Consider the following 18,076-nt stretch of genomic DNA (forward strand, 5'->3'; position numbering starts at 1 on the left):
CGCCAGCTAAATATGCCCGATCATGGCGCGCGGGCGAGGCTAGGTATTCAATGGCGGCAAATCGTCGAAACGGCATTTACCCATCAGAGCTCGGCTTGGCGGGCATTCTTTCCGCAGCCAACGCCCGTCCGCGCACCTCATTGCCCACCGTCGCCACGATCGTGACAGCGGTTGCGGCGCTGTATTTCGGGCGCGAAGTGTTCCTGCCGATCGCCATTGCGCTGCTTTTGACCTTCGCGCTTGCGCCCGTGGTGTCGGCTCTGAAGCGCGTCGGCATTCCCCGCCTTCCCGCTGTCATCGCCAGTGTGTTCGGTGCCTTCGCGGCACTCGCTCTGTTCTCTTTCATTGCCGCATCGCAGGTTAGCGAACTGGCGCAGAACATCCCGGTCTACCAGACAAACATCCTGACCAAGATCCGGTCGCTCAAGGAAACCGGGGCAGCAGGAGGGATCATTGCCAGATTGAGCCAGGTGATCGAGCGCGTCGGGCAGGAGATCGACCTGCAGGATTCGTCGCCGCCCGCCGCCGACACGCCCAGGCGAGAGCCCGTGCCGGTCGAGATCATCGCGCGAGAACGGCCGCTCGAGTTCCTGCAGAACCTCATCGGCCCGTTGATCAGCCCGCTGGCCTCGGCGGGTCTGATCATCGTTGTCGTCATCTTCATGCTGCTGGAGCGGGAGGATTTGCGCGATCGTTTCATCCGCCTTGTCGGTTATGGCGATCTGCACCGCACCACCCAGGCGCTGCAGGATGCCGGCAAACGCGTCGGCCAGTATCTGCTGATGCAGCTGGTCGTCAACATCGTCTATGCCATACCGATCACCATCGGGCTCTGGATTGTGGGCATCCCCAATGCGTTGCTGTGGGGCCTACTAGCGCTGGCGCTGCGCTTCGTCCCCTATATCGGGCCGGTCATCGGCGCGCTCCTGCCACTGTTGCTGGCGCTGGCGGTAGCGCCCGGCTGGTCGCTGGTGCTGTGGACCGCCGGCCTGTTCGTGGTGATGGAGTTGCTCACCGGCAATGTCGTCGAACCCTGGCTCTATGGCTCGCGCACCGGGCTCTCGCCATTGGCCATCATTGTCGCGGCGATCTTCTGGACCTGGCTGTGGGGGCCGCTCGGCCTGATCTTGTCGACGCCGCTCACCGTCTGTCTGGTCGTGCTGGGCAGGCACGTGCCGCAGTTCGAATTCCTCGACGTACTGTTCGGCAACGAGCCGGTGCTCGAACCGCATGCCCGACTTTACCAGCGACTGCTGGCCGGCGACCCGGAAGAGGCCACCGACCACGCCGAGGAGTTGCTGGAGGAGAAATATCTGGTCGAGTTCTACGACCAGGTCGCCATTCCCGCTTTGTTGCTCGGCGAGCAGGATCGTGTCCGCGGCGTGATGGACGACCAGCAGAGACGGCAGGTGGCGGCCAGTGCGCTGACGCTGGTGGCAAACCTCGACGACAGCGCACACGAAGAAGCGGCCGAAGAGGATGAACCGGCCTCCGCCGGGGACGGCAAGACGGCTGCGGGAGAAGAAACAGCCGGGGAGGGCAAGGAAGCCGAGGACGACATCGGACTTCCTGATGGCGTCGGCATATCAGTGCTATGTGGCGGCGGGCGCGGCGAACTCGATGATGCCGCCGCTGCCATGCTGGCGCAGGTGCTCGAAGTCAACGGTGCGACGGTGTCGAAGGCGGGATTCGCCGACATGGAACCGGCGAGCATCCGCCGGCTCGATCTTGCCGCTGTCGATACCGTCGTTGTCGGCTTCCTCAATCGCGATTCCGTCAAGCACGCCCGCTTCCTGGTGCGCCGGCTGAAGCGCGCCAGGCCGGCGCTCAGGGTTGGCATCGCGTTCTGGTCGGAGGCCGGCAACGACGATAGCCAAGCGGCGGCGGCACTGGCCGGCGACATCAATGCCGATTTCGTTGCTCATAGCATCGCCGATGCAGTGCGTGGCGCTCTGTCCAGCGCGCCGCCGGTCGCGCTCAAGCTTACAGCCAAGCGTCGCTTGCGCCGGCAGCCGTCGTTGGCGAAGAAGGCGCCGTTGGCGGTTGCAAGATGAGGCCGCGGTGACGGCGACGGCAGGGCACGTATCGTGGCGCAGGTCACCGATCCCGGCGAGGGCCAGCGGTCTCGCAAACAGCTGCCCGGCATCAGAACGGCGAACGAAGAACCGACCTCACAGCCAATGGCCCAGGCATCTTGTCATCCAGCTCGAACTCGTCAAGGACAGTATGGTAGCAGGCCCAGGCGCAGTTCGACTATATCGTCGATCAACTCGACGCTTTGGGCATGCTCTATATCCATGTCGTAGAGGGCGCCACGGGCGGATCGCGCGATGTCGCGCCGTTCGACTTCGGATCGCTCCGCCAGCGCTTCAACTCGCCAATAACGGGCTATGACCTCGAACTCGCGGCGTCGCGGCTCGCCGAGGGCAAGGCGGCCTCTTCGCCTTCGGGCGCTCGTTCATCGCCAATCCCGACCTTGTGGAACGGCTGAAGACGCGTACGCCGCTGACGGAGTTCAACTCGGCGACGCTCTATGGCGGCGGCTCCGCTGGCTACACCGACTATCCCGCGATCGCCGCCTCAAGCCGCCCATGAAAGCAGACGATCGGCTTGGGCTGCATGATGTCCGGGTTTGCCCCAAAGGGACAAAGGGGCATCAAATCAGGCGATTGCTTTCCGCAATTTGGCGCGCCCGCCGCACCGTGCCGTCGGTGTCCGCGGACCTTCGTCTTGACGCTTCGTCGGTTCTGATCGTCAGCCGCTTCGACAGGATTTTTCCGGCTTCGACGATCGGCTTGACAAGTATGGCAGGCGCGTCCGGGGTTTTCATATTCCTCATGCGTGTTGTCCTTTTAGGAAAGAATGAAAGGGAGAGCGGCTCCCGTACTTCGCTCGGCGGCAAAGTTAAGGTCACACGATCCAGGCCAGCAACGCCGGATCAAAATCGGAGTTGCCGGTATAGTCGAGGATCAAATGCGCGGCGTATGCCTGCCACTGATCCTCGGAGAGCTGCATTTCAATGACCGGTGTTCTGAAGGCGTCGCGCAGGATATTGCAGTCAAAAGTCGAAATCGCATCGGCCGAATGGTCATTGTCCACGATGCAGCGCCCGTTGAGGGCGGGAGTACGATCGACACTCTCGAGCGCCGGTGCCCAAGTTCTGTGGCCGGCGACAACGGACTGTACACCCCCGACAGGTGCTTAGCGAATCATTCGGGCGAATTTGCTCGGCGGCGCGTCAGCTGAGCGGCCGGCCTGATCCCGCCGCCTACCTGTGCCGAGGTCCAATACGAACTACCGATCGGGCGAGTTGGGATGTTCATTCGTGTGATAGCCGCGAGACCATGAAATCCGCGATCGTTCGGCAGCTCTGCTTGGTGCAGAACCGCAACTCGACGGAGACATTCTCGTGAAAGCCTACTCATCACCCCGGCCCTGCAGCGTTGCCGATCGTTCCGCTCTGCGCGAGGCGAATGTCTGCTTCGATGGCGAGTGTGTCGACTTCAGGTCGAGGCGATCATGAGCCGAGCCCGCAAGATCGCACTCGTCATCGTTGCCCTTATGGTGGTTCCGCCGGCAGCGATATGGGGCTGGCAATGGTTCACGATGGGCCGATTCGAGGAAGCGACCGACAACGCCTATCTCCGCGGAGACACTACCAATATCGCTCCCAAGCTGGCGGGCTATGTCGTCGAAGTCGATGTGGACGACAATGCCAGCGTTGCAAAGGGGGCTGTTCTCTTTCGCATCGATGACAGCGACTACAAGGCCAAAGTGATCCAGGCGAAGGCCAACGTCGCCGCCCGGCACGCGGATATCGCCAACATCGGCGCGACCCGGAAACTTCAGGACGCGTTGATCGCGCAGGCTGAGGCGCAGAAGCAATCCGCCACCGCTGACCTGCAGTTCGCGCGCGCCAACCTGAACCGCTACGTGACGCTGCAGAAGAACGGGACAGCAAGCGATCAGAAGCTGCAGGATGCACAGGCTGGCCATGACAAGGCACAGGCATCCCTGGACGGCGCAGAAGCCAATCTGTTGGGTCAAAAGCTGAAACTCGACGTTCTCGACGCACAATTGTCCGGCGCGCAAGCAGCCCTGGCGCAGGCGCAGGCAGCGCTCGATCTGGCTATGCTCGACCTGGACAACACAGTCGTGAGAGCTCCGGTCGAAGGGATCGTTGGCAATCGCCAGATCCGTGTCGGCCGCTATGTCACTCCGGGAGCGGCAGCCTTGGACATCGTTCCTGTCAACGACGTCTGGGTCGTCGCCAACTTCAAGGAAACCCAGCTGAAGCAGGTGCAGATCGGTCAACCTGTCCGCGTCAGGGTCGACGGATATCCAGATCTGGAAATCGCTGGTGTTGTCGACAGCTTCGCACCCGGCAGCGGTGCTGCATTCAGCTTGCTGCCGCCGGACAATGCGACTGGAAACTTCATTCGCGTTGTCCAACGCGTGCCTGTCAAGATCAGGATGAAGCGCAACCCGTTGCCCGGCCGCCTGGTTCCGGGGCTCTCAGCGCGCGTTGCCATCGCCGTTAATGCCCAGGATGCCGCTATTGCGCTGGAAACGCAGCCCCGCGGAACCGCGAACGGACGCTCGCTACAGTGACGCGTCTCGCTGAAGAAGCAGCCATGCAGCATCATCTCGGCGCACCGTTGCGCGCCTCGCTCATGGCGACAGGCATTGTGCTGGCCGCCGTCATGGACGCGGTCGCATCCACTGCTCTGTCCATCGGCCGGATCGACATGCTTGGCGACACCTACGCAACGCCGGACGAACTGGCGATGGCCGACGTTGTTTTCATCGCTGCCAAACTGACGGTTTTTCTTGTCGCGCCGCTTTTTGTCAGGGCAGTCGGGCCGACCGCCTGTTTGCGCGCAGGGATCGTCGCCCTTTTGCTCGCATCCGCGGCAATGACGTTCTCGGTTGACCTCACCTGGATTGACATCTGCCGCGTTGTCCAGGGGCTGGGCGGCGGCACAATTCTCGTCGCAGGTCAGACTCTGCTGTTCTTCCGGTTCCCGCACAGAAATCAGCCGGTCGCCCAGGCAATTTTCGCTGTAGGCGCCGTGATGGCTCCGGCGGCCGTTACGCCTGCCCTGGAGGGCTGGCTCGTCGACCATCTCACCTGGGACTGGATATTCCTGAGCAACATTCCCCTCGGCATCGCCTCCCTTGTCCTTCTGGGGACGGACGGCGACCGGACCTACTGGCGGGAAATCAGGCTTCCTGTCCTTCAGATCTTGTTGCTTGGCCTGGGCGCCGCGCTTTTGACCTACGTCCTGCTGCAAGGCAACAGGTTCAACTGGTTCGACGACACGGATATCACCCTGCTTACCACCATCGGTGTCGTGGCCGTCGGCTTTCTGGCTATTTGGGAAACCGGTTTCCGTTCAGAACGCTCACTGCTGGCTGTTTCGCCACTCGGTAGTCCGGACTTCCGTTTTGGCCTGCTCGTCAGCATCATCGCGGGCTTTGCTCTTTCGGGCAGCGCCTATCTCATCCCGGCTTTTGCCCTCAATGTCCTCGGTTTTACGGCCACGGGCGCAGGAGTGCTTCTGCTACCCAGTGGGGCCGCACTCGCGCTGGGGCTTCTGTTCGCTGGCTTCGTCATCGAAAAGACCGGAATTCACCCGATTGCGCTTGTCCCGTTTGGTGTTTTGCTCTTCGCCGGAGCCATGTGGCTCCTGTCCGGTTCGACCAGCGCGAGCGGCTCACCGGACCTGAGCCTTCCTTTGTTTCTGCGGGGATTCGGCTTGGGTCTTCTGTTCGTGGCGTTGACGCTGGTTACGCTGCGGGGACTTGCCGCCGATGCGCTGCCGTTCGGCATCGGCCTGTTCTGCTTCGGCAAACAGGTGGGCGGTATGACCGGAACAGCCCTTTTGCAAACGTACATTGATCATCAAAATATCCACAACCGAACCATACTGGCTGCCCACCTCGTGAATGGCGACGCGGCCGTGGACCAGCGCCTGCGGGCCACCGCGAACGTTCTGGTGACAAACGGTATGGACAGTGCCACGGCGACGAAGGCCGCGCTCCCCCTTTTGCAGCGCGCGCTCGAGAGGCAGGTCGCCACGATCTCCTTCGATGAAGCTTTCTTCGCGCTTGTCGTGCTGTTCGCGATCGCTGCCCCCTGTCTCATCCTGGCCAAACAATTCCTCGGCAGCCGAGCCGCTCGGCCGAACCGAACAGGCTTCAAACCCCAGCGCCTCTAGGCCATATACAGTGGAACTTATGTTTGCCGGCAGGGCTCGGGATTTATAGTGCGAGCGGTGTCGACCGGACGAGATAGGCTGGAGGATGCTGGGCATTGCGGGTTCGCTGTACAGCAGACAAAGCGGCACGCGACATGAACTGGCCGTATCGTCCAGTCTCCTCGCGATGCATGGATTTCCATGAGATGCGGCTGGGGCGCGGCGGGTTTATTATGGGCTGCGAGTTCGTCAGCCCAAATTCCAGCTGCTGAGAGCAAGTGCTATACGGAGAGCCGACAAGGCTTTTGTTTGTCCGTCAGGAGCAGCCGATGACGACAGCGTCCACCTCGCCTAGCAAAACCGACTCCGAAGCAACACGCGCGCTGAAGCATGGGTTGGACCAACCCGGATTTGGATCGCAAGGACGAGGTCGACCTCGCGCGGCAAATGAACCAGGCCTGCCTCCCGGCGATCTTGTCAGTGATCTTGAAACGAGCAGTTCGTCTCGGGTCTGGGCGCATCGCCCTCGATCCTTGCATCTGGGACTTTTTATCGCGGCCTACGTCTTGGGCTGCGGATTCGCTCAGTCGCTCGCGATCGTACCTGGAACGGGCATCTCCATTTGGCCTCCGAGCGGGCTTTTCATCGCCACGCTCCTCATTGCCTCCAGGTATAGCTGGCCGTGGTGGATAGTGGCAGCCTGTGTGGCTGAACTGACCAGCAACCTATTGTGGTTCCACACTCCGCTGCCTGCCGCCTTCCTGATCTATGCCGGCAATGCTCTCGAAGCTGTGGCCGGGGCATGGCTCGTGAATCGGGCTTGCAAGCGCCCGCTTCGGCTGGAAACCTTGCAGGAAGTTCTCGCATTCGTCGTATTGGCCGCTGGAATCGCGCCAGTCGCAAGCGCGACGGTGGGAAGTGCAACGCTTGCGTGGTTCGGCATTCAGTCACAGAGCTTCGCCGCGGCCTGGCCTCTATGGTGGATCGGCGACGCAACCGGGGTCCTGATCGTGGCGCCGCTGGCGCTGGTCGTGTTCCAGAACTGGCGCGGCAAGGCCCGGCTTTCGGCCGCCCGATGGATCGAAGCTGGCGTCCTGGCGCTGATCTTTCTCGGCGTTGCCGCCCTCTCCTTGAGCGGTTACCTGCCCTTCGCCTACATCATCATGCCGCCTCTTCTTTGGGCCGCGGTGCGCTTTGAGTTCAGGGGCGCCGCAGTCGCCTTGATCCTGCTTGCGCTGATCACGGCGGTATTCACGGTATCCGGCGCCAGCCAATTTGCCGGCGACCCCGTTTCCCAAAAGCACAACCAGATCATGCTGCAGCTTTTTCTGGTCATTTCGGCGTTCTCGGCTCTGATCGTGGCCGCCATTTCGCGGCAGCACCAGCAGGCGGTGCTCACATTGCACGAAAGCGTCGAGGCATTGAGGCGGAGCGAACAGCAACTCCAGCAGATGATTGACGCCGTGCCGGTCCGCATCTGGAGCGCCATGCCGACGGGCGGGCCGGCCTACTTCAATAAGCGGTACCAGGACCATTTCCGTTCCGTCATCGCGAACTTCGAAGATCTGGGCGAGCCGCGCATCGATGAATTGCTGCAGAAGCTGATCCATCCCGAAGATGCTCCCGGGGTGCAGTGCACGCTATTGAATAGCTTCGAGACCGGCGATGGCTCCACCATGCGGTTTCGCTGGCTTGAAAAGGACGGCTCTTATCGCTGGGCGGAGTGCAGGGTGGAGCCCCGACGTGATGAAAACGGCGCCGTTGTGCAATGGTACGGCGTTTCTCTCGATGTCGACGATGAGGTGCGCGCGCAGGAGGCATTGCGCGAAAGTGAGCGACGCCTTCAGCAACTCATCGACACGGTGCCCGCCTTGATCTGGAGTACGACACGGGAAGGAACGCCATCCTATGTCAACAAGCGGTTCACGGACGTTACCGGGGCCACTCTTAGCGACATCATCGCCCCGGACGGCTCGCCGTCCCTCAGTGTGATCCATCCAGACGACATCGATACGGCACGGCAAGCGATCCGCCATTCATTCGCAACGGGCGTGCCTTACATTCAGAGATATCGCCAGCGGCGCGCCAACGGCGGCTATCGCTGGACCGAGACTCGCGCGGAGGCGCTCCGCGACGAAGATGGCCATATTCTGCAATGGTACGGTGTGAGCGTCGACATCCACGACCTGGTGACCACCCAGGCTGCGTTGCACAACCGAGAGCAGGCGCTCTCGCAACTCGTCAACATGGTTCCGAGCTACCTCTGGCGGCTGTCTTCGAACGGCGAGCCGACCTTCTTCAACAAGCGACTGATCGATTTTCTCGGCCTCGACATAACGGACGCGGAGATGCCGGACACGAACCGGCTGGCAGCCTTCATAGCCACCGTCGTTCATCCCGACGATGCACCCAGCCTGCGGGAAGCACTCAACAGTTGCTTCGCCACTGGCGAGCGCTTTTTCATGAAGTATCGCCTGCGTCGTGCCGATGGCGTTTACCGCTGGATGGAGGGCCAGGCCGAGCCGCTGAGGGATGAGAGCGGACGCATTGTCCAGTGGTACGGCCTTACGCATGACATCGACGATCAGCTGCGGGTCGAGGAAGCGCTGCGCGAGAGAGAGCGCGCGCTTTGGCAACTCGTTGAAACGCTGCCGGCAATGATCGATTGCGCCGCGCCGGATGGCGAGCCGATGTACCGCAGTCAGCAGCTCCGCGAATTTCTCGGCTACAACCTCGAAGAACTGGACGAAGCGGGAAAATCGCGGCTGGCCGGCACACTCGAAGCGGGTGTTCATCCCGACGACTTGGCAGGTGTCAAGGAGAGATATGCCCATTCCTTGACCACAGGCGAGCCTTATGCGCGAAGACACCGTCTGCGGCGCTTCGATGGCGAATATCGCTGGGTCGAGACGCGAGCCGCCCCGATGCGCAACACTGAAGGGGCCATCGTGCAGTGGAACGTTATCTGCCTGGACATTGAAAACGAGGTGCGTGCACAAGAGCAGCTGCGACTGGCGCAAGAGAGACTTGCACGTGCGAGCCAGGCGGCGAGCCTTGCCGAACTCTCCGCATCCATCGCTCATGAGGTGAACCAGCCGCTGGCCGCGATCGTTGCCAACTCCAATGCATGCCACCGTTGGTTATCCGCCGAGCCCCCCAATCTCGACCGCGCGAAGATCACAGCCGAGCGCATTATCCGGGACGCCAACTCGGCGGCAGATGTCGTCAGCCGCATCCGCGCCTTGTTCAGGCCGTCCCTTGAACTGAGAACCAGCACGCCGATCCCCAGTGTCATTGACGAAGCGCGTGACCTCATGGCCGAGGAAGCCATACGGTGTCGCGTTCGCATGGATATCGACGTCGAACGCAACCTCCCGCTGGTCGCGTTCGATCGCGTCCAGATCCAACAGGTGCTGGTCAATCTTATTCGCAACGGCGTCGAGGCTATGCACGCCATTGCCGGTGACAAGGTTCTTGGGATGCGAGTGCGCCGGACAGGGGACATAATCCAGATTGAAGTCAGCGACTCCGGCCCGGGAGTCGAACATCCCGACAAGATATTCGACCCGTTCTTCACGACAAAAGGGCAAGGAATGGGCATGGGACTCGCGATCTCCCGTTCGATCATCGAGTCTCACGGCGGACGCTTATGGGCGGAGAACCGCGTTCCGCATGGGGCGAGGTTCGTCTTCACGCTTCCGGTTGAGGCGGAGGCTGCACCATGATCGGGCGACCGCAATAGTTTTTGGTCATACGCGGAACGCATCCGAGACGAGGGCACTGATTGCAGACGGCGCTTCGCTCGCTCGGTATCTCGGTATGAAGCGTCGCGCGGGAGCGCTTGGTTTTCATTCCGGTTCTCCAAAACGGGTGTGTCGGCCAGTCCGATGGAAATCCATGCATGGATTTCCATGAGATGCGAATGGCGTGTAGCGGGACTAGTATAGCGCCATGAGCATCCGCCCAAATCCAGCCACTGATAGAAGGTGCTATGCAGAGCACCGACAATCTCGAGCCTTTGTTGGTCCATCGGGAGCAACCGATGGCGGTGCTTCTCAAACAGCGGTTCGCCCTTTCGATCTCGGCATTCTCGCGTCCGTCGGTGCGAAAGTCGCGTCATGACTACGGACGAGCAAATTGTCTTCATCGTGGATGACGATCAACGCATCCGCGAGGCGCTCAGCGAACTGCTGGTTTCGCACGGCATGCGCGCCATAGCCTTCGGGTCGGCCGGTGAGTATATCAATGCAGACAAGCCGGATTTGCCTGCCTGTCTCATCCTCGATGTCGAGTTGCCAGATATCAACGGCCTCGATCTGCAGAGGGAGATCGCGGTGGGCGGTCATCCGCCGATCGTTTTCATAACAGGACATGGCGATATCCCATCCTCGGTGCGTGCGATCAAGCACGGCGCCGTGGATTTCCTGACCAAGCCGTTCAGCGATGCGGACCTCATGACCGCAATCCATGCGGCGATTGCCCAGGATCGGGAACAGAGATCGCAGCGCGCCGGACTTAGCCTGTTAAGGCAACGTTACCTCGAGTTGACGCCGCGCGAGCGCGAGGTGCTGCCGCTGGTGGTGAGTGGCCTGCTCAACAAGCAGGCCGCCGCTGAACTGGGAATCAGCGAAGTTACGCTGGAAATTCACAGAAGGAATGTGATGCAGAAAATGGGCGCCGCGTCGCTTGCCGACCTCGTCCGCATGGCGGAGCGATTGGAAATACCGATCACGCACTCGCGCCGATCGGGAGGGGGCTGAACGTGAGCAAGCGAAGGCCCGTCGTGGCGGTGGTTGACGACGATCCGAGGCTGCTTGAGTCGCTGGAGGATCTTCTGGAGTCCGCCGGCTATATAGCCCGCAGCTTCTCGTCGGCGGGATCGCTGGTCGTCAGTGGGTTGTCGGACGTGGACGTGCTCATCACCGACATCGGGATGCCCGGCATGGACGGCTTTGAGCTTCGTGACCTGGTCAAGAGGGCGCGTCCGAACCTTCCGGTATTCCTGATTACCGGCCGGCACGAGCTAGCGGATCAGTACCGCGCCAAAGGTGTTAGCGGGTTTTTCCGCAAGCCCTTCGATGGCCAGGCCCTGCTTGTGGCGGTGGGTGACGCTTTACGCAACCAAGAAACCGAGGGATGATCATGAGAGTTGACCAGCCGCTCCAGCGGAGATCGCTATCGTCGGCGCCGCAGCGCAGGCGCGAAGCGGAGCAGCCGCTCGTCATGATTGTCGACGACGATGCGTCTGTCCGGGAGGCGCTCTCGGAATTGATCCTGTCGGCGGGTTTCGAGCCAGTTTGCTTTGCCTCGACCCGCGAGTTAATCGACGCCGACATCTTGGACAGCCCCGGCTGCTTGATCCTCGACGTGCGCATGCCAGGATCGAGCGGCCTCGATCTGCAGCAGCATCTTGCGAAAAACGGCAACCCCAAACCCATCATCTTCCTGACCGGACATGGCGACATCCCGATGACCGTCCAGGCGATGAAGGCCGGCGCCGTGGACTTTCTCACCAAACCGGTGCGGGACCAGACGCTGCTTGACGCCGTCATCGCGGGTATTGCGATGGATGCCAAGCGGCGGGCGGATGCCGTGATCGTCAAGCGCAACATCGAGCGCGTTGAAACGCTGACGCCACGCGAGCGTGAGGTTCTGCATGAAGTGGCGCGCGGACGCCTCAACAAACAGATCGCCTTTGACCTCGGTATTAGCGAAGTGACGGTCAAGCTGCATCGCGGCAATGTCATGCGCAAGATGGAAGCCGCTTCCATCGGCGAGCTGATCCGGGCATGGGAGACACTGCCCGCGCCGATGCGACAGGCCTACGCGACATAGATCTCTGCCGCAACCTTCCTGCAAGTATGATGCAGGGACAGCCGATTGATCGCGGATTTGCGCGAGTCCACCACCTACATTTATCCAGCGATGACGCTTGGCGACTGCTGCGTCAAATCGGTGCCGCGCAGGCTTGGGGGCAGCGTCGCACTTTTGGAAGCTAGACCAGGTCACTCCGCCGAGCCTCGTCTCAGCGTATCTCTCCTACACCTTGGCATCGCATGACAGACCCTTCCGTAGAATAGGTTTGCGGGCCGGATAAGCGCAATCTTCCTCGCAAGCCATCACGATCGTCGAGTGTCGCCCGCCCCTTCGCTCGCCCTCCCCGAAAGCGACCATGCAGGTCGGATCGATGATCGTGATGGTGAGCCAGTTGTTGAAGGCCAAGCATCAGGGATGGACACAGTGAGCAGGGATGGACTTTTCACGATTGGCGCATCCCGCCGTGACGTCTTGGTGGGCGGATTGATCCTCGCCGCTACCGCCGGACTGCCGGTCGCTTCGCAATCTGCCGCGGGCCGAAAGCCAAACGCCGCCATCCACCCAAAAGACAAAGGAACCAGGACTATGAGCAAAATCACGACCAAGGACGGCACCGAAATCTACTACAAGGACTGGGGCAGGGGGCCGGTTGTAACCTTCTCGCATGGCTGGCCGCTGAATTCGGACGCCTGGGACGGGCAGATGCTCTTTCTTGCCCATAACGGCTTTCGTGTGGTTGCGCATGACCGGCGCGGCCACGGCCGCTCCAGCCAGGCTTCGTCCGGCAACGACATGAACGGCTATGCCGACGATCTCGCAGCGGTGATCGATGCGCTTGATCTGCGGGACGTCACCCTGGTCGGACATTCCACCGGAGGAGGCGAGGTCGCTCGCTATATCGGACGGCACGGGACGAAGCGGGTGTCCAAGGCTGTGCTCATCGCTGCCGTCCCGCCGATCATGGTGAAGACGCCGGCCAATCCGGAGGGCCTGCCGATTGGTGTGTTCGATGGAATACGGGCTGGCCTCCTCAAGGATCGCTCACAGCACTACCTGGACCTCGCACCGTCGTTTTATGGTGCGAACAGGCCAGGCGCCAAGGTCTCCCAGGGGATTCTGGATCAGTTCTGGCTCTGGAGCATGCAGGTCGGTCTCGTGAATGCATATGAATGCGTCAAAGCGTTCTCCGAAACCGATTTCACCGAGGACCTCAAGAAGTTCGATATACCGACGCTGATCCTGCATGGCGAGGACGACCAGATCGTCCCGGTCAAGGATTCGTCAGTCAAGTCGGCGCGGCTGATCAGGGGTGCAAAGGAAATATATTACCCCGGTGCGCCCCACGGGATTACGGCCACGCACCAGGATCAGGTCAATGCCGACCTGCTCGCCTTTATCAAAGGATAGCTTCGCGCGATCACGACCAGGCGTTGTTGCGGGCAGCTGCGGCCGTTCGAGTTCTGGAGAGCTCCGGCCGCAGCCTGCACGCCGCTGCTGCACTCGCCTGCGTCCAGCGGGCCAGTGCCAATATTCCGGAGGCAAGGAACGACATGGGCACACTGTCAGGTAAAATCGCTGTGGTCACCGGCGGAAACAGTGGAATCGGACTATCGGCTGCAAAAATCTTTGCTGACGAGGGAGCGCAAGTGGTCATCACCGGCCGCCGGCAGCAGGCGGTCGAGGAGGCGATCGCACAGATCGGGGCAGGCGCGCTGGGGATTCAAGGAGATGTGGCCGATGTGGCGCACCATGACCACGTAGCGCAGCAGATCCGCCAAAGGTTCGGGGCGCTCGACATCTATATGGCGAACGCCGGCTTAAACACCATCACACACTCGGCCGAAGTCTCCGAGGCAGAATATGACGCGCAGTTTGCCGTCAATACGCGCGGCGTCTTCTTCGGTGTCCAGAAGCTGATCCCGATCATACGGAACGGCGGCGCAATCATCCTCACGGGGTCGCTGGCCAGCGAGAAAGTCCTGGACGGCCATGCTGTCTATGCTGGCTCGAAGGCGGCGATTAATGCGTTCGCGCGCAGCTGGGCGATCGAACTGAAGTTTCGTTGCATCCGAGTCAACGTGCTCAGCCCAGGTCCGGTGGATACGGCTATTCTCGAAAAGCTAGGCTTACCGTTTGAACAGCGGGGGCCGTTCGAAAAGGCGATGGCGGAAGCAATACCCCTGGGTCGTATGGGACAGCCGGAAGAGCTGGCAAAGGCCGCCCTGTTCCTTGCCTCGGACGCGAGCAGCTTTGTCACGGGTATCAACCTGCGGGTTGACGGCGGAATGGCGTTGCTCTGAGTCGCGCTTGCTCCGCTGTCTGCCGTCGCCACGCCCTTATTCCACGATCTCACCCACCGGGTGCGCATCCGAACGCTAAGACCGGCAGTGACGTCGACCGCGTCGCGCGGTGGGCACCCGATCGAAGGCGAGAACATTCGTCGTGGTAGTACAAATCGAGCCGATAGAAGCCGTCACGGACGCTACAGAGGGATCGGCTGGCAAGAGAGGTCGGTTCACCTCTCAAGGAAGTAACTCAGATGCCGCCGAAGGACCGAGGTTGCGCCCCGGCCCTTTAATTTTGTGTCCGTCAGGATCAGTGACCCCAGATGCCTTGGCCATGTTCGTCGTTGGAAACGGGCTTGCGAACGGTTTTCGGCATGCCGGTATCTTTGTTCATTTTTCTGGTCGAGGAGGTATACGTGTTGTCAGACGCAGTTGCAGGCTGCTGGGCTCCGTTTGATCCATAGTGGTCGCTTCCGGCAATTGCGTTTCCTGCTGTAACAACAAGAGCGGCGGCAGCAAGAGCTGTCATTTTCATTTTGGTAACTCCATCTTTATCTTGATAGTCTTCACCCATCCAGATATAAAGCCTCGCTTCCGCAAGACGATTAGACGATCCGGCTGTGTGACCCATACGTTGGCATTGGGCGATGCAAGCCGAAGGGCAGGGACAATGTCGTTGACGGGAGCGCAGTGCGCTGAACATTCGTCGGAGCGAAGTGGTGTTTGGAAGCAGCCACTTGCATGGATCTTTATTGGCCGCCGCCCCGGCAACATTCCAGCGCTGCCGGCCATCCGCTGCAGCATGCCACCGGTCACCTGATCTCAGCGATGACCTACCCTGGACCTTGGCATCACATGACTGACCATTCCGCATAATAGGTCGGCGCGCCGGGTCGGCGCATTCTTCTGCGCATAGGTCATGAAAGTCCGGCAAAGGAGAAAGCAATGTCGAACATTACCAGGATCCTGGCGCTCGCAGCGGCGATTGCCTTATCGAGCACCGCGATGGCGCAGCCGGTCGGCCCAAAGGCCAAGCCGACGGTCGTGCTGGTGCACGGCGCCTTCGCCGAGTCGTCGAGCTGGGATGCGGTCATCACCAAACTCAACAGGGACGGCTATATAGCCAAGGCCGCAGCCAATCCGCTCCGCGGCGTCGCCAGCGATGCCTCGGCAGTCTCGGCCATCCTCCGGTCGGTCCCCGGGCCGGTCGTTCTGGTGGGTCATTCCTATGGCGGGCCAGTCATCACCGAGGCCGCCAACGGCAATGCCAACGTAAAGGCGCTGGTCTATGTGGCTGGGTTCGCGCCGGAGACCGGTGAATCGAGCCTGACGCTTTCTGGCATGTTTCCTGGGAGCACTTTGGGCAGTGCGATTGTTCCAGTCGCGTTGCCGGGCGGCGGCCAGGATCTCTTCATCCAGCCCGACAAGTTCCGCGCCCAGTTCGCCGCCGATGTCCCGGAAGAACAGGCGTCGCTAATGGCCGCCACTCAACGCCCCGTCGCACAGGCAGCTCTGGCTGAGGCCTCGGGCGTTGCCTCATGGAAGACGCTGCCGTCCTACATGATCTACGGCACGGATGACCGAAATATCCCCGCAGCCGTCATGGGCTTCATGGCCAAGCGCGCGCATGCCGTAAAAACCGTCGTCGTCGAGGGGGCTTCCCACGCCCTCATGGTCTCGCATCCCGACGAGGTCACGTCTCTTATCGAGGATGCTGCTGCATCGGCCAGTCAGTAACTGGCTGAAAACGCCAGCGTCCGATCAACATCGCAAATCAACACGCCCAACCAGGAGATTGGAAATGAAAATCGTCGTCATCGGCGGAACCGGGCTGATCGGTTCGAAGACTGTGGAACGACTGCGGAAAAAGGGGCACGACGTACTTGCGGCGTCGCCGAACTCCGGAGTGAACACCGTCACGGGAGAAGGGGTGGCCGCTGCCCTTGCCGGGGCGCAGGTCGTCGTCGATCTTGCGAACTCGCCGTCGTTCGAAGAGAAGGCCGCGCTGGAATTCTTCGCGGCGTCCGGGCGTAATCTTCTTGCAGCGGAAGCCGCCGCCGGCGTCCGTCATCACGTGGCATTGTCAGTCGTCGGCACCGACCGGCTGCAGGGCATGGGCTATTTCCGCGGAAAATTGCTCCAGGAAAAACTGATCAAGGAATCCGGAATCCCATACACGATCGTCCACGCCACCCAATTCTTCGAATTCACGGCCGCCATCGCAAACACCGGCGCCGTCGGCGATACCATCCATATGTCACCGGCTTACTTCCAGCCCATGGCGGCCGATGATGTCGCCGATGCAATGGCGGACATCGCGCTTGCCACGCCGTTGAACGGCACGACCGAAATCGCCGGCCCGGAGCGCGTTCGCATGAACGAACTCGTTGGTCGCTTTTTGAAGGCCACCAACGACCCCCGCAAAGTCGTCGCGGATCCTGGTGCTCTCTACTACGGTCAAGTGGCAATCGACGATCGAACGCTTGTTCCCGGCGAGAGTGCGCGCATCGGCGCCGTGCATTTCGATGACTGGCTCAGCCGGTACACGCCGCCGAAATAGACAAACAAAAGCTAACACCGGTCTTGTGACCAATCGGATCGGCGTTCCCCAGCCATGCATATTCCAACAAGGAGACCAGACATGATCAAGATACTTCTATGCGCAGCGCTCATTGCCACTTCCGTCACCGCGGCGAGAGCCGATGACGCGGACGTAAAGCTTGTCTACGACCAGGCTCTTCCAAACGTGCCCGGCAAGAGCATGAAAGCGGTGCTCGTCGAGTACGCACCGGGCGGTACATCGCCGGCGCATACCCATCCCAAATCCGCGTTCATCTACGCGACGGTGCTGGAGGGGGCAATCCGGAGCCAGGTCAATGATGGACCGGTGAAGACCTATCGTGCCGGCGAAAGTTTCTCGGAATTTCCCGGCGACCGTCACGCGGTCAGCGAAAACGCCAGCAAGACGGAACGCGCCCGCCTGCTTGCGATCTTCGTTGTCGATACCAACGAGAAGAACCTGACGACATACTCGAAATGAAGTCGGGCTAGTCGTCGGGCGTAAAGGGAAGGTCACCGACATGGATGCGATCGCCAGGCGCACGCTTGCAGGGGTTTCGGTCCCCGACACGCCGATTGTTGGCCGAGCGATCGAATATGCTCGTCAGCGATGTGAACCCTACTTGTTCAATCATGTGGTCCGATCCTGGCTTTTCGCGGCGCGGATCGGACAGATTCAGAATGTCGAGCACGACGCGGAAGTTGTCGCTGTCGGAACCTTGTTGCATGACATCACGCTCAATGAGCACTTTGCCGGGCCGCGCCGTTTCGAAGTGGAAGGCGCCGATCTGGCTCGAACCTTCGTCCGGGACGGCGGCTTCGACGAACGTCGCGCTCAACTGATCTGGGACAGCGTCGCCCTCAACTCGACACTGTCGATCGGCCTCTACAAGGAAGCCGAGGTGGCGCTGTGCACAGCCGGCATCTGCCTCGATGTCGTCGGCTTGCAATATAAGCTCATCCCTTCCGCCGAAATGGCAAGGATCGTGTGCGAATTCCCACGGCTTGGAATGAAGCGGCGGATGACGCGATGCTTTTGTCAGATCGCGAATGTCAGTCGCGAAACCACCTACGACAACTTTGCCCGGGATTTCGGCGAACGCTTTGTCCCCGGCTACAGGGCTCCTTCGGCAGTTGATTCCGTGATGAACGCTCCCTTCCAGGAGTGAGGAAAACATCGAACCCCAACCTCCCGGCTGTGGCCGCGAGGCGCTT

The 18,076-nt window shown here is 61.0% G+C and carries 16 protein-coding genes and 1 pseudogene; 14 read left to right on the plus strand and 3 right to left on the minus strand.

All coding sequences use genetic code 11. The features are described 5' to 3' along the window. Nucleotides 1-50: 50 nt before the first annotated feature. Nucleotides 51-2,054: an AI-2E family transporter gene (locus NKJ89_RS06665; protein ID WP_352600970.1), complete on the plus strand. Its 2,004-nt coding sequence runs from the start codon at nt 51-53 to the stop codon at nt 2,052-2,054. A gap of 185 nt (nt 2,055-2,239) precedes the next feature. Further along, nucleotides 2,240-2,595 (plus strand): annotated as a pseudogene (locus tag NKJ89_RS06670) (alkene reductase); the annotation flags it as partial. 61 nt (nt 2,596-2,656) lie between these two features. Here the strand turns inward: NKJ89_RS06670 and NKJ89_RS06675 are convergent. Next, nucleotides 2,657-2,839 (minus strand): hypothetical protein, encoded by a 183-nt coding sequence (locus NKJ89_RS06675; protein WP_352600972.1) that lies wholly within the window; start codon nt 2,837-2,839, stop codon nt 2,657-2,659. Nucleotides 2,840-2,910: 71 nt separating this feature from the next. Then, entirely contained in the window at nt 2,911-3,099 is a 189-nt protein-coding gene (locus NKJ89_RS06680) for a hypothetical protein (RefSeq protein ID WP_352600974.1), read from the minus strand. 420 nt (nt 3,100-3,519) lie between these two features. Here NKJ89_RS06680 and NKJ89_RS06685 point away from each other — a divergent pair, with 420 nt between their 5' ends. The 8 genes from NKJ89_RS06685 to NKJ89_RS06720 all read left to right on the plus strand — a co-directional run bounded on the left by NKJ89_RS06685 (nt 3,520) and on the right by NKJ89_RS06720 (nt 14,317). Next, complete coding sequence (locus NKJ89_RS06685) at nt 3,520-4,611, plus strand: HlyD family secretion protein (protein WP_352600976.1); 1,092 nt, start codon at nt 3,520-3,522, stop codon at nt 4,609-4,611. Nucleotides 4,612-4,634: 23 nt separating this feature from the next. Beyond that, nucleotides 4,635-6,221 (plus strand): MFS transporter, encoded by a 1,587-nt coding sequence (locus tag NKJ89_RS06690; RefSeq protein WP_352600978.1) that lies wholly within the window; start codon nt 4,635-4,637, stop codon nt 6,219-6,221. Nucleotides 6,222-6,529: 308 nt separating this feature from the next. Beyond that, nucleotides 6,530-9,925: a PAS domain-containing protein gene (locus NKJ89_RS06695; protein WP_352600980.1), complete on the plus strand. Its 3,396-nt coding sequence runs from the start codon at nt 6,530-6,532 to the stop codon at nt 9,923-9,925. A 393-nt stretch (nt 9,926-10,318) separates the two neighbouring features. Next, on the plus strand, nt 10,319-10,960 hold the full coding sequence (locus tag NKJ89_RS06700) for a response regulator transcription factor (RefSeq protein ID WP_023758828.1): 642 nt from the start codon (nt 10,319-10,321) through the stop codon (nt 10,958-10,960). Between the two features lie 2 nt (nt 10,961-10,962). Continuing rightward, nucleotides 10,963-11,340, plus strand: coding sequence for a response regulator (locus tag NKJ89_RS06705; RefSeq protein WP_031260092.1), 378 nt, complete (start codon nt 10,963-10,965; stop codon nt 11,338-11,340). Between the two features lie 2 nt (nt 11,341-11,342). Further along, nucleotides 11,343-12,035 (plus strand): response regulator transcription factor, encoded by a 693-nt coding sequence (locus NKJ89_RS06710; RefSeq protein ID WP_352601151.1) that lies wholly within the window; start codon nt 11,343-11,345, stop codon nt 12,033-12,035. 396 nt (nt 12,036-12,431) lie between these two features. After that, the gene (locus NKJ89_RS06715) at nt 12,432-13,424 is read left to right on the plus strand and encodes an alpha/beta fold hydrolase (protein ID WP_502904099.1); all 993 of its coding nucleotides are present in this window, start codon (nt 12,432-12,434) and stop codon (nt 13,422-13,424) included. A gap of 143 nt (nt 13,425-13,567) precedes the next feature. Beyond that, complete coding sequence (locus NKJ89_RS06720; protein ID WP_352600982.1) at nt 13,568-14,317, plus strand: glucose 1-dehydrogenase; 750 nt, start codon at nt 13,568-13,570, stop codon at nt 14,315-14,317. A gap of 295 nt (nt 14,318-14,612) precedes the next feature. Here the strand turns inward: NKJ89_RS06720 and NKJ89_RS06725 are convergent, their stop codons facing one another. Continuing rightward, nucleotides 14,613-14,876 carry a DUF680 domain-containing protein gene (locus tag NKJ89_RS06725; protein ID WP_352600984.1) on the minus strand — a complete coding sequence of 88 codons (264 nt, stop codon included), beginning with the start codon at nt 14,874-14,876 and terminating at the stop codon, nt 14,613-14,615. Nucleotides 14,877-15,247: 371 nt separating this feature from the next. Between NKJ89_RS06725 and NKJ89_RS06730 the strand changes: the two genes are divergently transcribed. From NKJ89_RS06730 to NKJ89_RS06745, 4 genes are all read left to right on the plus strand, one after another. Continuing rightward, complete coding sequence (locus NKJ89_RS06730; RefSeq protein WP_352600986.1) at nt 15,248-16,039, plus strand: alpha/beta fold hydrolase; 792 nt, start codon at nt 15,248-15,250, stop codon at nt 16,037-16,039. 64 nt (nt 16,040-16,103) lie between these two features. Then, nucleotides 16,104-16,862, plus strand: a complete 759-nt coding sequence (locus tag NKJ89_RS06735; RefSeq protein ID WP_352601155.1) for an SDR family oxidoreductase — start codon at nt 16,104-16,106, stop codon at nt 16,860-16,862. 81 nt (nt 16,863-16,943) lie between these two features. Then, entirely contained in the window at nt 16,944-17,342 is a 399-nt protein-coding gene (locus NKJ89_RS06740) for a cupin domain-containing protein (RefSeq protein WP_352600988.1), read from the plus strand. Between the two features lie 40 nt (nt 17,343-17,382). Further along, on the plus strand, nt 17,383-18,030 hold the full coding sequence (locus NKJ89_RS06745; RefSeq protein WP_352600990.1) for an HD domain-containing protein: 648 nt from the start codon (nt 17,383-17,385) through the stop codon (nt 18,028-18,030). The last annotated feature ends 46 nt before the right edge of the window (nt 18,031-18,076 follow it).

Source organism: Mesorhizobium sp. M0047, assembly GCF_040323315.1.
In the GTDB taxonomy this organism is placed as follows: Bacteria; Pseudomonadota; Alphaproteobacteria; order Rhizobiales; family Rhizobiaceae; genus Mesorhizobium.

Excerpts from the sequence above, each read along its gene's own strand:
- NKJ89_RS06710 (WP_352601151.1), top strand. The coding sequence starts at position 11,343 with ATGAGAGTTGACCAGCCGCTCCAGCGGAGATCGCTATCGTCGGCGCCG.
- NKJ89_RS06745 (WP_352600990.1), top strand. The coding sequence starts at position 17,383 with ATGGATGCGATCGCCAGGCGCACGCTTGCAGGGGTTTCGGTCCCCGAC.
- NKJ89_RS06685 (WP_352600976.1), top strand. The coding sequence starts at position 3,520 with ATGAGCCGAGCCCGCAAGATCGCACTCGTCATCGTTGCCCTTATGGTG.
- NKJ89_RS06725 (WP_352600984.1), bottom strand. The coding sequence starts at position 14,876 with ATGGGTGAAGACTATCAAGATAAAGATGGAGTTACCAAAATGAAAATG.
- NKJ89_RS06740 (WP_352600988.1), top strand. The coding sequence starts at position 16,944 with ATGATCAAGATACTTCTATGCGCAGCGCTCATTGCCACTTCCGTCACC.
- NKJ89_RS06720 (WP_352600982.1), top strand. The coding sequence starts at position 13,568 with ATGGGCACACTGTCAGGTAAAATCGCTGTGGTCACCGGCGGAAACAGT.
- NKJ89_RS06730 (WP_352600986.1), top strand. The coding sequence starts at position 15,248 with ATGTCGAACATTACCAGGATCCTGGCGCTCGCAGCGGCGATTGCCTTA.
- NKJ89_RS06695 (WP_352600980.1), top strand. The coding sequence starts at position 6,530 with ATGACGACAGCGTCCACCTCGCCTAGCAAAACCGACTCCGAAGCAACA.
- NKJ89_RS06675 (WP_352600972.1), bottom strand. The coding sequence starts at position 2,839 with ATGAGGAATATGAAAACCCCGGACGCGCCTGCCATACTTGTCAAGCCG.
- NKJ89_RS06735 (WP_352601155.1), top strand. The coding sequence starts at position 16,104 with ATGAAAATCGTCGTCATCGGCGGAACCGGGCTGATCGGTTCGAAGACT.
- NKJ89_RS06715 (WP_502904099.1), top strand. The coding sequence starts at position 12,432 with ATGGACACAGTGAGCAGGGATGGACTTTTCACGATTGGCGCATCCCGC.
- NKJ89_RS06665 (WP_352600970.1), top strand. The coding sequence starts at position 51 with ATGGCGGCAAATCGTCGAAACGGCATTTACCCATCAGAGCTCGGCTTG.
- NKJ89_RS06690 (WP_352600978.1), top strand. The coding sequence starts at position 4,635 with ATGCAGCATCATCTCGGCGCACCGTTGCGCGCCTCGCTCATGGCGACA.
- NKJ89_RS06700 (WP_023758828.1), top strand. The coding sequence starts at position 10,319 with ATGACTACGGACGAGCAAATTGTCTTCATCGTGGATGACGATCAACGC.